This is a genomic window from Thalassobaculum sp. (assembly GCF_965223715.1).
GTDB lineage: Bacteria > Pseudomonadota > Alphaproteobacteria > Thalassobaculales > Thalassobaculaceae > Thalassobaculum.
Genome location: NZ_OZ245012.1, coordinates 2335000 through 2347979, shown reverse-complemented (window position 1 = coordinate 2347979; position 12980 = coordinate 2335000). Strand labels below are relative to the sequence as shown.

Genomic DNA, 12980 nt, shown 5'->3' with positions numbered 1-12980 from the left:
ACGCATCATGGATGTTGAGAAGACGGAACCGCGGTTGTTCGACCGCGGGAATGGCCCGCCCTCCCGCGACAAGGTTCCGGCCGCGCGCCGGCCCGTTCATCCCTCCGGCGCCCGCCGCAACGACGCCGGGCGACCCGAGGCGCAGGACTGGAAGGGCAACATCACCAGCGAACGCCGCGACGAGCGCCGTTACGTCCGGATCCGCCTGCCGTTCGAGCTGTCGACCGAGCACGGCTCCTTCGAGGGCCGGGACCTGTCGGTGAACGGCTGCGCCGTTTCGGGCTGGCTGCCGGAGGATGTGGCCGAGCCGCTGCGCGTGGAGGCGTCGGTCCCCTTCAAGGGGTTCCGCCTGCAGCTTCCCTTCACCGCCACAATCCAGCACCGCTCCACCCTGGACGGCGAGCACGTGACCGGCCTGGAGATCGTCTCGATGGACGACCAGGAGCGCGCGCTGCTGAGCCGGCTGATCACGGCCCAGCTCTCGGGACGCCTGGTGTCCTTCGACGGGCTGCTGAGCCCGGCCGACGGCCAGGTAGCGCGCAAGAACAGGACGGCGACCGCCTCCGCCTCGGAGCTCGGTTCCAGGAGCGGGCGTCGGTTCGGCCGGCTGTTCGGCGTCGGGCTGCTGATGCTGGGCGCCACCGGCGTGGCTGCGGCCGCCGTTTACGATTCCGTCTTCGTCATCGAATCCCCCTTCGCCGCCACCACGGCCGCCCGGATCGACGTGAACGCGCCGGGCAAGGGACGCTTCACCGGAACCGAGCTGCGGCCCGGCGACCGGGTCGAGCGGGACCAGGAGATCGGCCGGGTCAGCAATGCCGACCTGAAGGCCGACCTGTCCCTGGCCCAGGCGACCCTGCGCTACAACGAGCAGCTTCTGTCCACCCTGGACGAGGCGGTCGAGGAGGGCCGGGTGGATGCCGGGAGCACCATCGACGCCGCCCTGTCCCGGTCGTCCGACGATGGCGGCGTGAGCGTTGTCGGCCTGCTCAGCATCGAGAAGCGGCTGGAGCAGCTCAACGCCCAGACCAATCTGCAGCGCGCCAAGGTCGCCGCTCTGGAGACCCGGCAGAGCGAGAACGTGCTCTACAGCCCCTGCGACTGCATCGTCCACTGGGCCCATGGCGGGGCAGGCGAGGCCTGGGTCGAGCCCGGGGACAAGGTCTACTCGCTGGTGCCGCGCGGTGCGGGCGAGCTGCTGGTCGAGGCGCAGATCCCCATGGATGCCGTGCCCCGGCTTACCCGCAGCCAGCGCGCCAACATCTACTCGCCGAACACCGGCCAGAACGTCTGGGGCCGCATCGTCGACCTCAGCGTCGAGGGCAGCCGCCGCCCACGGGCCGGCTTCCCGCGCTGGGTCCGCCAGGACCTGTCGAAGGCGACCCTGTTGATCGCGCCGGAGGATCCGCTGCGCGGGATCGGCGTGGGGACCCCGGTGGAGGTCTCCTTCTCCGATGTCTCCTCCAAGCTCGACACCTGGCAGGCCGAGGCGGGCGACGCCTGGAACGAGAGCGTGACCACCCTGTCGAGCATCACCGGCGTGGACATCCACGCCATGCTGCCCTGGGCGCAGGAGCCATCCGACGACCGGGCGGTCAGCCGCGGGCGCGGGGAGGGCGACGACGTCTCCCTCGCCGATCCCGGTCCCACTGAGACACCGGCGGGTTCCTGACGCGGACCCGCACCGCCGGGGGGCGGCTTTCCAAGAATTCTAGGAGTACGAGCCATGAAAGTGACCGTTATCGGAACCGGCTATGTCGGACTTGTCGCCGGCGCCTGCATCTCGGATTTCGGCTTCGAGGTGACCTGCATCGACAAGGACGAGAACAAGGTCGAGGCGCTGCGGTCCGGCCAGGTGCCGATCTACGAGCCCGGCTTGGCCGAGATTGTCAACCGGTCGCAGCAGCGCGAGACGCTGAGCTTCGCCAGCGCCTATCAGGACGCGATCCCGAATGCCGACGTGGTCTTCATCGCCGTCGGCACGCCGACCAAGGACGAGGACGGCAGCGCCGACATCTCGGCGGTGATCGCCGCGGCCGAGGAGCTGGCGCCGCTGCTGCGCGGTCGCACGGTGGTCGCCACCAAGTCCACCGTGCCCATCGGCACCGGCATGCGCCTGGAGGCCCTGTTCCGCTCGATGGTGCCTGACGCCGAGGTCACGGTCGTCTCCAACCCCGAGTTCCTGCGCGAAGGCAGTGCGGTGCGCGACTTCGTCGAGCCGGACCGGGTGGTCATCGGCGCGGAGGAAAGCTGGGCCGCTTCGGCCATGCGGGAGATCTACAGCCCGATCGAGCAGCGCGGCACGCCCGTGCTGGTGGTCGACCGGGCGACCGCGGAGATCTCGAAATACGCGGCGAACAGCTTCCTGGCGACCAAGATCGCCTTCATCAACGAGGTCGCCGACCTGTGCGAGCAGGCGGGCGGAGACGTGCAGTCGGTCGCCGACGCGATCGGCCTGGATGCCCGCATCGGCAGTCAGTTCCTGAAGGCCGGTCCCGGCTTCGGCGGCTCCTGCTTCCCGAAGGATACCAGGGCCTTCATCAATTCCTCGGAGCGCCTGGGCATCCGCCAGCGGGTCGTCTCGGCGGCGGTCCATGCCAACGAGGCGCGCAAGCTGCACCTGGTCCAGCGGGTGGCCGACGCCTGCGGCGGCGATCTGTCCGACGTGCGGGTGGCCGTCCTGGGTCTCGCGTTCAAGGCGGGCACGGACGACCTGCGGGAATCCCCCAGCCTGTTCGTGGTGCCCGAACTGGTTCGCCTCGCCGCCGAGGTGCGGGCCCATGACCCGGTCGCCATGCCGGCGGCGCGGGACACCTTCACCGGCCTGAACTATGGCGCCACCGCCGAGGAAGCCCTGGACGGCGCGGACGTGGCGGTGATCCTCACCGACTGGCCGGAATACCGGACGCTCGATCCTGAGATGCTGACCCGGACGATGCGGAACAACGTGATCGTCGACCTGCGCAACACCCTGGATGCCGACCGTCTCGGCGATTTCGGGGTCTCCGTCATCGGCATCGGGCGTCGCGAGACGATCGACACCGTGGCTTCCCACGAGAAGCCAAGCTACAGCCAGGCCGCGGAGTGATCCCATGGGACAGCGCTTAGACGACATCCGCGGCGCGGTAGTCGGGAGAGGGCCGAAACGGGCCCTCCCGGCGATCGCCGTCCTCGCACTGGCGGGTCTCGCCGCCGGCGCGGTGATCGGCCTGTCCGGGCCGGCGAGCTCCGGCAGCCTGCCGAAGATCGACAAGAAGGCCTCGCAGCCCGCCGAAGCGATGGCCCCCTGCGTCACCCGATACAGCCGGGCCTGGTCGCTCGACCTGCCGGAGGCGGCAGCCGGCCGGACGGGGGTGGAGGACGCGCTGGGCTCCCAGTTCCGCCGGACGGACCGGGTCTGGGGGGTCGAGGAGAACGTCACCATCGAGCGTGGCAGGCGGTCGGGCCGGATGACCGTCCGCTTCCCCGAGGGCTCGATCAATCCGTCCAGCAAGGACGAGCGTCCATTGGGTGGGGCCGGCTTCGTGGCCAGCCTGCTGCCGGCGGATACCGAGCGGGCCTGTCTGCGCTACCGGCTGCGCTTCGAGGACGGGTTCGAGTTCGTGCGCGGCGGCAAGCTGCCCGGGCTCTACGGCGGCGAGGCCCCGTCCGGCGGCGAGGAGGTCGACGGCACCAAGGGCTTCAGCATGCGCCTGATGTGGCGGCGCGACGGTGAGGGCGAGGTCTACGCCTATGTGGCCAACAAGCATTCCGACTACGGTGCCAGCATCGGTCGCGGCAACTGGAGCTTCGAGCCGGGACGCTGGGTCGAGATCCAGCAGGAGATCGTCCTGAACGATCCGGACGAAGCCGATGGCGTGGTCCGGCTCTGGGTCGATGGCCGCCAGGTGATCGAGCAGCGCGACCTCGTCTACCGCACCGTCGACGGCGTCGGGATCGACGGCCTGATGTTCAGCACGTTCTTCGGCGGCAGCAGCCCGAAATGGGCGAGCCCGAAGGACCAGAGCATCGCCTTCGAAGGCTTCGAACTCTTCGCGGGAGTTCCGCGATGACACGCTGTCTGTCCAGAACCCGTGCCGGGATCGCCGTCGCCTCAGCGGCGGCGGTCCTGATCGCCGCGGCGCCGGCCCTCGGGGCGGAAGATTCCGCCCTGGAAGGGGTGGATCTGGTGACGCCGGAGGAGCGCCAGGAGTTCGACCTCTCCGCCTATACCGTCACCGATCCGACCGCCGGCTATTTCGACGTGGACGCGCGCCGCGCCTGGCTCCAGCAGCAGGACTCGGCCCTGATCAATCAGGAGATCGAGAAGCTGAAGTTCGGCAGCAGTTGCCGCAGCCTGAAGGATCAACCGGTCCTGAGCGACCGCTTCGCCCTGCCGGGCTTCTACCCCCAACCGGATTCCTGGCGGCTGGCGGCGGAACCGTTCTTCAAGTTCGAGGACGCGGTCTCCAAGCTCGCCGGCCGGTATGTGGTCACCGGAGAGCGGTACTACGCCGACTGCATCGCCGACTTCCTGGGCCGTTGGGCCGAGGAGGAGGGCTTCATGCATTTCGAGTACAAGCCGATCACCCCCCAGGCCTGGTTCGCGGTGGAATCCTCCCTTTTCGCCGCCGGGTTCAGCTACTCGATCGTGCGCGAGGCGATCCGCGAGACCCGGCCGGAGGCGGCTCGGAAGGTGGAGGACTGGCTGAAGGCCGCCTCCAAGCGCCACTCCGGCTTCCACACCATCGCGCTGTCCTGCTGCAACAACCACTTCTATCGCCGCGGGCTGCACGCGACGGTCATCGGGATTGCCACCGACGACGACGACCTGCTGCGCTTCGGCGTCAGCGCGATCTACTCGGCCCTGCGCGAGATGAACCCGGACGGCAGCCTGCCCCGGGAGATGCTGCGCGGCTCGCGGCGCATGCACTACCAGAATTATGCCGCGCTCTACCTGGTGTTCATCGCCGAACTGCTCGAACGCCAGGGCTATCCGATCTACGACATGACGGTCGACGGCCGGTCGCTGCACCGGATCATCGACTACACGCTGGATGCGCTGGACGATCCGGAGGCCTACGCGCGGGAGGCCGGCGAGGATCAGGATCTCTGGTTCATGGACGACCCCCAGTACTTCGCCTGGATGGAGGTGTACGGCGCCCGCTTCCCCTCCGACCGTGTGGACCGGATCGTGCGGAACCACCGGCCGATCTACAACCGCAGCGCCGGCGGCTTCGTCACCCTCTATTTCTACCGGCCGAGCGCCTCGGAACAGGAGACGGAGATCGCCACCCTGGCGGACCGCTCTTTCAGGCTGCGCGACGATTACTGCGCCAAGCATCCGCAATGGCGCGACAAACGGGACACGGCCTGGCGCGTCGAATGCGAGGCGCGCCTGCATGAACTCCAGGAAGGCAAGGACGCCGACCTGGGCGTTCCCGATCCCAAACTCATCGACAAAGGAGGCTGATCATGCCCCTCCCGATCCCCCATCGCGCGCCGCGCCGCCTGATGGCGGCCGCTGCCGTCATGACGCTCGCCGCCTGCGCCGGGGCCACCGGCGGCTACTGGACGCTGCCGGGCAGCCTGAAGGACGACTACCGCGAGGCCGAAGCCATGGCCGATCGCGGTGAGTTCGAGGCGGCCCTGCCGACCTACCGCCAGCTGGCCGAGGACGGCTATCCCCAGGGCTACTACGAACTCGGCCGCGCCTATCTGAACGGCTGGGGTGTGGAACAGGACAAGGCCAAGGCCGCCGAATATCTGGAGCTCGCGACGCAGAAGCTCTCGCGCCGGCGCGGCCATGCCGCCTTCCAGCTCGGCCGGCTCTATGCCGAGGGGGACGGTGTGCCCCGCAATCCTGCCCGGGCCGCCGAGCTGTTCCAGCTCGCGCTCAACCCCAACAAGACGGTCGCCCCCTATGACCGGGCGGCCTATCCGCTGGCCGAGCTCTACGAGGCCGGCGAGGGCGTGCCGCGGGACATGGCAAAGGCCCGGGAGCTGTATCTGCGCGCCGCCGGAACGGGCGATCCCGACGCCCACCTGCGGCTGGCGGAACTGGGCCCGGCATCCGATGCAGACCTCTCCTCGGACACCCAGGATCACGCCCGCGAGGCGGTCCGGCTGCTGGAGATGAAAGCGGCCCAGGGCGAGACCTGGGCCATGACCAAGCTCGCCCGGCTGTACGAGGCCGGCGACGTCGTCCCGGCGTCACCGGACGAGGCCCTGGCCTGGCGGCGCCAGGCGGCGGAGGCGGGACATCTGCAGTCGCGGACCGATTTCGGCCGACGCCTGGTGGACGGCGAGGGCGTCGACCAGGACCCGGCGCGCGGCGTGGCGATGATCCGGGAAAGTGCGGAAGGCGGCCATGCCTATGCCCAGTCCCTGCTCGGCCGGTATTACGCCGAGGGACGGGGCGTTTCCGCCGATCCTGCCCAGGCCTTCGCGTGGCATGAGCGGGCGGCAGAGCAGGGTCAGGTCGGCTCCACCCTCTACCTGGCGCGGGCCTATCGGGACGGAACCGGTGTGCAGGCCGATCCGGTCGAGGCGCGGCACCTGTTCGAGAAGGCGCGCGACTTGGGGCACCAATCCGCCGAGCGCGACCTGGGCCGCATGCTGATCGCCCAGCCGACCGGCCCGAACGACCTGCGTCAGGGCGTCGATCTCCTGACCACATCGGCGGAGGCGGGCGACGCGTCCAGTGCCGCCGCCCTCGGCCGCCTTTACGACAAGGGCCAGGCGGTGCCCCGCAACGAACGCAAGGCCCTGCGGTTCTACAAGATGGCCGCCGATGCCGGGGACACGAGCGTCTATGGCGAGATCGGCCGGCTGTATATCGACGGGATCGACGGCCAGCCGCCCCGTCCGGCCGAGGCGATGAAGTGGCTGGAGAAGGCCACAGCCGAGGGCGATGCCAGCGCGCTCACGCAGGTCGGCCGCGCCTATCTCGAGGGCAGCGGCGTGGAGCCCCAGCCGGCCCGGGGTGCCCGTCTGCTGGCGAAGGCGGCGGCCCGTGGCGATCCCTATGCGATGGTTCTGCTCGGCGACGCCCATCGGGACGACGCGATCCCCTCCGCCAACCCGCAATCGGCGGTGCGCTGGTACCGCCAGGCGATCGACAACGGCCGCACCGATGCCATGCGCCGGCTCGCCGGGCTCTATCTGGCGGGTGACGGCGTGCGGCGCGATCCCTCCGAGGCCGTCGGTCTGCTGGAGCGCGCGGTGTCCCAGGGCGACATGGCCGCCAAGGCGGATCTGGGCCGGCTCTACCTGGAAGGCGACGTGGTCGCCGCCAGGCCGGAGCGGGGCGCCCGACTGCTTCGCGAAGCGGCGCGGACCGGCAACCCGATCGCCATGCGGGTGCTCGGTGAGGCGTTGCTGGAGGGGCGCGGCATCGCCGCCGACCGGTCGGAAGCCGAGCGGTTGCTGGAACGGGCCGTCGACAAGGGCGACGTGACCGCGATGGTCACCCTGGGCGGAGAGCGCATCTCCGGCAGGCGCCTGGCCAAGGACGAGCGTCAGGGCGTGGCCCTGCTGCGCCGGGCGGCCGATCGCGGCCATATCTATGCCCGCACCGCCCTCGCCAACGCGATGCTGGAGGGCATCGGCGGCGAGAGGCAGCCCGAGCGGGCCCTGGAGCTGCTGCGGCGCAGCGCCGCCCAGGACCACCCCTATGCCAAGGTGGTGCTCGGCCGGCTCCATCTCGACGGCAGAATCGTGGAGCAGGACTACCAGAAGGGCGCGGAATACCTGCTGGACGCCGCGCGCAGCGGCCATCACGGCGCGCTACTGACCATCGCCAAGGCCTATCTCGAGGTGGCCGGGGTGGAGTCCAACGAGGACGCCGCGATCCTCTGGCTCGACCGGGTCCTGCGCACGGACAACGCCGAGACGATCAACAGCCTGGGCAACGCCCTTGCCGAGGCGATCGAGCAGCGGCGCACCCTGGCCCAAGGTTAGGGCAAACGGCGTGTCCGGTCGGCGTCACAAAAGAAACCGGCTCCGCTTCGGCTTTTCGAGGCGGAGTCGGTGTTTCTTGCTTCATGTTAAAGACAAATGGCCGCAGATCTGTGAATTGTTCCCCGGATATTTGAAAAATATGCAGGACGAATTCTGAAACAACGATTTTCGTGAACCGTTGAACATCTTGAAGAAACGAAATGGGAGAGAACCATGAAATACGGAACCCTTGCCGGAATAGCCCTCTTCGGTCTGGCCGGATGCGTCGATACATCGTCGACCGACTATCCGAGGCTGGACGTCCTGTCGCCGGAGAACGTCCCCGTGGAGGAGTCCGCGGCGATGCGGCCCCCGATGAACCCGGATTTCGCCTATGCGGTCCAGTGGAGCTGCGTGTGGGACACCCTGCCCACGGAGTGGCAGCTTCCGGGAATCCAGATCGAGCAGGGCCGCGCCTATGCGATCAACGAGTGGACGCGCCTGAACGGCGAGGTCACCGAGACCGACGCCCCCGGAAGCCTGCTCAATCTCTCGGGCGAGCGCCTGAGCAACGATGGCTACTGGTATCCGATGGCGATGGAAGGGCAGGTGTTCCAGGATCGCGAGTCGACCCTGTTCGGGTACTGGAAGGGTGCCTCCTGCGAGGCCGACGTCACGCCGGTCCAGGCGGTCGCCCCGGATGAGGAATCGCCCGTCGCCTCCTAACGGACCGTCAGAATTCCGTCACATGGGCCGGGCAGTTCCTGTCGATAGAACAGGAAATGCCGTCTTAGACCCTTTCGGACTTTGCGCTCGCCGCTATTCGGGACAAGGTCGTATCTCGAAACGTCGATACGATTGCTTGGCCTGGAGGTGGCGATGCTCCGAAGAACCGTCCTTCAACTTCTCGCGTCGACCGGTCTGGCGTCCCTCTGGCCCGGCTCCCAGAGCCTCGCTGCCGTCGGGCGTGCGGACCGGGTACGGCCGAGCGACGCCAACTGGCCGACCGCAAAGGAGTGGGAAGCTCTGGCCGGACGGCTCGACGGTAGCCTGGAGGAGTCCCGATCCGCGCTGGATGCCGTGATGCAGGAGGGCGGCGGCACGCTTACCGAGCAGGGTCTGAAGAAGCTGGTGAATCCCTTCTACCTTCAGGATTTCTCCGGCTCCACCCAGTCCCAGGGCTGGCTCGACGGCTGGAAGAGTGCGGAAAGCGCGAAGGTGGGCATCCCGAAACATGCCCGCGACGTCGCCGAGCTCGTCAGCTTCGCGCGCGACCACAACCTGCGCCTGGTGATCAAGGGCGGTGCCCATTCCTATTACGGCCAGTCCAACGCGCCGGACAGCCTCCTGGTCTGGACCCGGGACCTGCGGGGGATCGAGCTGCATGACAGCTTCGTCCCCCAGGGCGGCAGCGGCCCCGGCGTGCCGGCCGTCAGCGTGGCCTCGGGCGAGAAGTTCATCACCCTCTACGGCGAGACGGTGGTAAAGGGCGGCCGCTACGTCCAGGGCGGCGGCTGCACCTCCGTCGGGGTCGGCGGCCATGCCCAGAGCGGCGGCTTCGGCCATTTCTCAAAATTCGGCGGGATGACCGCGGCCAATCTGCTGGAGGCCGAGATCGTGGTCGCCAGCGGCGAGATCCTGATCGCCAACGCCTATCAGAACAGCGACCTGTACTGGGCGCTGAAGGGCGGGGGGGCCGGCTGGGGCATCACCACGCGGCTGACCCTCGCCACCCGCGAGCTGCCCGACCGCTTTGGCTTCCTCGGCTTCGGCCTCAAGGCCCGCGACGAGAAGGCGTTCAGGGCGCTGGTCGAGGCGTTCATCGCGGTCGCTCGGGACAACCTGGTGAGCCCGGCCTGGGGCGAGCAGGTGCATTTCGGTCCGGACCACCGAATGTTCGTGAAGATGACCTTCATCGACCTGACGCCCGAGGAGGTGCGGCGGATCTGGGCGCCGGTCCTCGACCTCGCCGAGACCGATGGCTACAGCGTCACCGACGAGCTGGTGCTGTTCGACATCCCGGCCCGCAACTGGTGGGATCTGGACTTCTGGTCGAGGGAGATGCCCGGGGTCATCACCCTGGACGAGGACTCCAGCCACGCCGGCATGCGCTATTTCTGGAACGGCGACAACGGCGAGACCAACGTGTTCTGGGCCGGCTACGAGTCCGCCTGGCTGTCCCAGGGGCTGCTGGGCGAGGACAAGGCGGCGATGCTGGCCGACACCATCATCGACGCGGCCAAGCTGGTCCGTTTCAGCTTCCACTTCCAGAAGGGTCTGGCGGGCGCCAGCGAGGACCGGCTGGCCGACGCCCGGGACACCCCGGTCCACCCGTCGGTGCTCGACGCCTTCGCCCTGCTGCTGGTGGCGGGCGCGCAGCAGAATGTGATCGACGGCGTGCCGGGACACGAGCTGGACGAGCCGGCCCTGCGCGACAAGGCCGCGCGGATCAAAGGCGTCTACGAGCGGTTCCGGATGATCGAACCGGCCACCGGGTCCTATTCGGCGGAGATGAACTTCCACGAGCAGGACTGGCAGGGCATGGCCTGGGGCGACAACTATCCGCGCCTGCTGGCCATCAAGAAGCGCTACGATCCGGACGGCCTGTTCACCGGTCACCACCAGGTCGGCAGCGAGGTCTGGAGCCGGGACGGGTTCGTGCGGATCGGCGGCGATTCCGGGTGACGGACTGGGGGGCGGTGAGGGGCTAGGTCTCCCCGTCGCCTGCCGGTTCGCGGTCGCGGTCGTAGCGTCGGTCCACCGGAAACGGCGGCAGCCAGGATTCCCGGCGCACCGTCCACAGCTCGTAGTCCGGCACGAACTGGTCGGCGGCGTCCAGGGCACCCAGATGCACCTCGATCTCGCCGTCGCTGCGGGCGAAGACCGAGCTGCCGCAGCGTGGGCAGAAGCCGCGTCCGCGATACTCGCCCGGGTTGCCCTCGATCGTCACCGCATCCTGCGGGTAGATCGCGGCGGCGTAGAACACTGCGCCGTGGTGCTTGCGGCAGTCCAGACAGTGGCAGATGCCGACCCGGTCCGGCCGGCCCTGGGCCACGACCCTGATATCGCCGCACAGGCAGCCGCCGGTGAACCGCTCCATCTCCTGAACTCCTCCGTGATCGCCCCGCCGGGACCGTGGCACCGAACCGGCCGCCTGTCACGCCGCACCGGTCACGCCGGCAGGGGGAAGTTTCATTCACCGGATGGCGCGAAAAATCCCGCACTGCAAGAAATGATGAGATTGAATATCCGTTTTGTGTTGATACGATTGAATGCGCACAATTCAAGGAGGTTGTGGGGCCTCTGGCAGCCGGTCGAAACCTCGGTTCGGGCCGGTCACGCGCACCGGGGCTCGGGCGGTTGGGCCCGGGCCGAAGCGTTCACGAGGGGAAGGCCGACGTGCCCAGTGCCGGTCAGTGTCAATGTCCGCTTCGTCTCGGCCTGCTGGACTACCACCCGGACACGGGGCGCCTGCTGGACAGGACCGGGGCGGATGTCTTCCTGCGGGCCCAGTCGGCCCGGGTTCTCCAGATCCTGGTGGATAATCTCGGGCAGCTCGTCTCGCGCGACCGGCTGATCGAGGAGGTCTGGCCCGATGTCAGCGTCACCGACGACAGCCTGACCCAGTGCATCGCCGATATCCGGCGGGCGATCGGCGACAGCGGGCGCGAGGTCTTGCGCACGATCCCCAAGCGCGGGTTCATCCTGCAGCCGGCCCTCGCCGGGCCGCCCCGGACCCAGTCTGCCGCCCTGGAGACGGTCGAACCGGTGCCGAGGACGGCGCTGGCCCCGTCGCTGACCCTGCCCCGGGTGGCCGCCCATCACTGGACGGAGGACCTGCTGCCGACCATCGCGGTGATCCCGCTGCGCTCACGGCAGATCGGCGGCCAGGAAGGGGTCGCCGAGGAGGTGGTGGGCGAGGTGGTCGCCGAGGAGATCATCTATGCCCTGTCCCGCTCCCAGGAGGTCTATGTCGTCTCGCGCCTGTCCTCGACCTATTTCCGGTCGCGCGACGCGTCGCTGGAGGAGATCGGCCGGACCCTCAGCGCCGATTACGTGATCTCCGGGTCCCTGATGGGGGATGCCGACCGGGTGATCCTGGGCCTGGAATTCGCGGAATCCGAGACCGGCCGGATCCTCTGGTCCGACCGGGTGGAGAGCACGGTGCCCGCCCTGCTCAACCAGCCCGACACGATCCAGATGATCGTCGGCCGCATCCGCAAGGCGATCTTCCTGCGCGAGAGCCAGCGGGCCCGCAGCATGCCCTTCACCTCGCTGCCGGCCTATTCCCAGCTGATCGGGGCGGTCGGGCTGATGCACCGGTTGTCGCCGCCGGATTTCGAGGAATCCCGCAGCATGCTGGCCGCGCTGATCGAGCGCTGGCCGGAGCAGCCGGCACCGCTGTCCTGGATGGCCCGGTGGCACGTCCTGCGGGTGCAGCAGGGCTGGTCGGACGCGCCGACCCAGGACGCCGATCTGGCGCTGACCTGCTCGGGCCGGGCGCTGGAGATCGACCCGGACAACTCCCTGGCCCTGACCAGCGAGGGTTTCGTGCTCACCAACCTGCTCAAGCGGCTGGACGAGGCCGAGGACCGGTACAACACCGCGCTCGACATCAACCCGAGCGACGCGGTCGGCCGGCTGCTGCGCGGCACGCTGTACTCCTTCGAGGGCAAGGGGGCGGCCGCCGTGCGCGACACCGAGCGCGCCCTGCTGCTCGCCCCGCTGGACCCGCACCGGTACTTCTTCCTGGCCCTGGCCGCCGGCGCCCATCTGTCCAACGGCGACCATGTGCGGGCGCTGGAGCTGTCCGACATGTCCCTGCGCCTGAACCGAACCCATACCTCGACGCTGCGGATCAAGGCGGTGGCGCAGATCAATCTCGGCCAGGAGGCGGCGGCGCGCGAGACCGCGCGCGAGCTCCTGCGGCTGCAGCCGAGCCTGCGCATCAGTACCTGGCTCGGCTCGTCGCCCAGCGCCGAGTTCGAGATCGGACGCCGGATCGCCGACGCCCTGCGCGCCGCGGGGGTGCCTGACTGAGGGTTACAACGGGGGAGAGA

The 12980-nt window shown here is 68.9% G+C and carries 9 protein-coding genes; 8 read left to right on the top strand and 1 reads right to left on the bottom strand.

What is annotated here, in order from left to right:
• Positions 1 to 7: 7 nt before the first annotated feature.
• The 7 genes from ACOQOP_RS10810 (at position 8) to ACOQOP_RS10780 (ending at position 10605) form a co-directional block, all read left to right on the top strand.
• Positions 8 to 1672 (top strand): PilZ domain-containing protein, encoded by a 1665-nt coding sequence (locus ACOQOP_RS10810; protein ID WP_420566347.1) that lies wholly within the window; start codon positions 8 to 10, stop codon positions 1670 to 1672.
• A gap of 54 nt (positions 1673 to 1726) precedes the next feature.
• On the top strand, positions 1727 to 3088 hold the full coding sequence (locus ACOQOP_RS10805) for a UDP-glucose dehydrogenase family protein (protein ID WP_420566346.1): 1362 nt from the start codon (positions 1727 to 1729) through the stop codon (positions 3086 to 3088).
• Positions 3089 to 3092: 4 nt separating this feature from the next.
• Positions 3093 to 4052 carry a polysaccharide lyase gene (locus ACOQOP_RS10800; RefSeq protein ID WP_420566345.1) on the top strand — a complete coding sequence of 320 codons (960 nt, stop codon included), beginning with the start codon at positions 3093 to 3095 and terminating at the stop codon, positions 4050 to 4052.
• Positions 4049 to 5452, top strand: coding sequence for an alginate lyase family protein (locus tag ACOQOP_RS10795; RefSeq protein ID WP_420566344.1), 1404 nt, complete (start codon positions 4049 to 4051; stop codon positions 5450 to 5452). Before ACOQOP_RS10800 ends, ACOQOP_RS10795 begins: the two co-directional genes overlap by 4 nt.
• A 2-nt stretch (positions 5453 to 5454) precedes the next feature.
• Positions 5455 to 7941 carry a tetratricopeptide repeat protein gene (locus tag ACOQOP_RS10790; protein ID WP_420566343.1) on the top strand — a complete coding sequence of 829 codons (2487 nt, stop codon included), beginning with the start codon at positions 5455 to 5457 and terminating at the stop codon, positions 7939 to 7941.
• A 213-nt stretch (positions 7942 to 8154) separates the two neighbouring features.
• Positions 8155 to 8646 (top strand): hypothetical protein, encoded by a 492-nt coding sequence (locus tag ACOQOP_RS10785; protein WP_420566342.1) that lies wholly within the window; start codon positions 8155 to 8157, stop codon positions 8644 to 8646.
• A gap of 153 nt (positions 8647 to 8799) precedes the next feature.
• Positions 8800 to 10605: an FAD-binding oxidoreductase gene (locus tag ACOQOP_RS10780; protein ID WP_420566341.1), complete on the top strand. Its 1806-nt coding sequence runs from the start codon at positions 8800 to 8802 to the stop codon at positions 10603 to 10605.
• Positions 10606 to 10627: 22 nt separating this feature from the next.
• Here the strand turns inward: ACOQOP_RS10780 and ACOQOP_RS10775 are convergent, their stop codons facing one another.
• Entirely contained in the window at positions 10628 to 11020 is a 393-nt protein-coding gene (locus tag ACOQOP_RS10775) for a GFA family protein (RefSeq protein WP_420566340.1), read from the bottom strand.
• A gap of 299 nt (positions 11021 to 11319) precedes the next feature.
• On the opposite strand from ACOQOP_RS10775, the gene ACOQOP_RS10770 reads away from it, so the two are divergent.
• The gene (locus tag ACOQOP_RS10770; protein WP_420566339.1) at positions 11320 to 12960 is read left to right on the top strand and encodes a winged helix-turn-helix domain-containing tetratricopeptide repeat protein; all 1641 of its coding nucleotides are present in this window, start codon (positions 11320 to 11322) and stop codon (positions 12958 to 12960) included.
• Positions 12961 to 12980 lie beyond the last annotated feature (20 nt).

Coding starts and splice junctions, on each gene's coding strand:
- ACOQOP_RS10810 (WP_420566347.1), top strand. CDS start 8: ATGGATGTTGAGAAGACGGAACCGCGGTTGTTCGACCGCGGGAATGGC.
- ACOQOP_RS10785 (WP_420566342.1), top strand. CDS start 8,155: ATGAAATACGGAACCCTTGCCGGAATAGCCCTCTTCGGTCTGGCCGGA.
- ACOQOP_RS10800 (WP_420566345.1), top strand. CDS start 3,093: ATGGGACAGCGCTTAGACGACATCCGCGGCGCGGTAGTCGGGAGAGGG.
- ACOQOP_RS10790 (WP_420566343.1), top strand. CDS start 5,455: ATGCCCCTCCCGATCCCCCATCGCGCGCCGCGCCGCCTGATGGCGGCC.
- ACOQOP_RS10795 (WP_420566344.1), top strand. CDS start 4,049: ATGACACGCTGTCTGTCCAGAACCCGTGCCGGGATCGCCGTCGCCTCA.
- ACOQOP_RS10805 (WP_420566346.1), top strand. CDS start 1,727: ATGAAAGTGACCGTTATCGGAACCGGCTATGTCGGACTTGTCGCCGGC.
- ACOQOP_RS10780 (WP_420566341.1), top strand. CDS start 8,800: ATGCTCCGAAGAACCGTCCTTCAACTTCTCGCGTCGACCGGTCTGGCG.
- ACOQOP_RS10775 (WP_420566340.1), bottom strand. CDS start 11,020: ATGGAGCGGTTCACCGGCGGCTGCCTGTGCGGCGATATCAGGGTCGTG.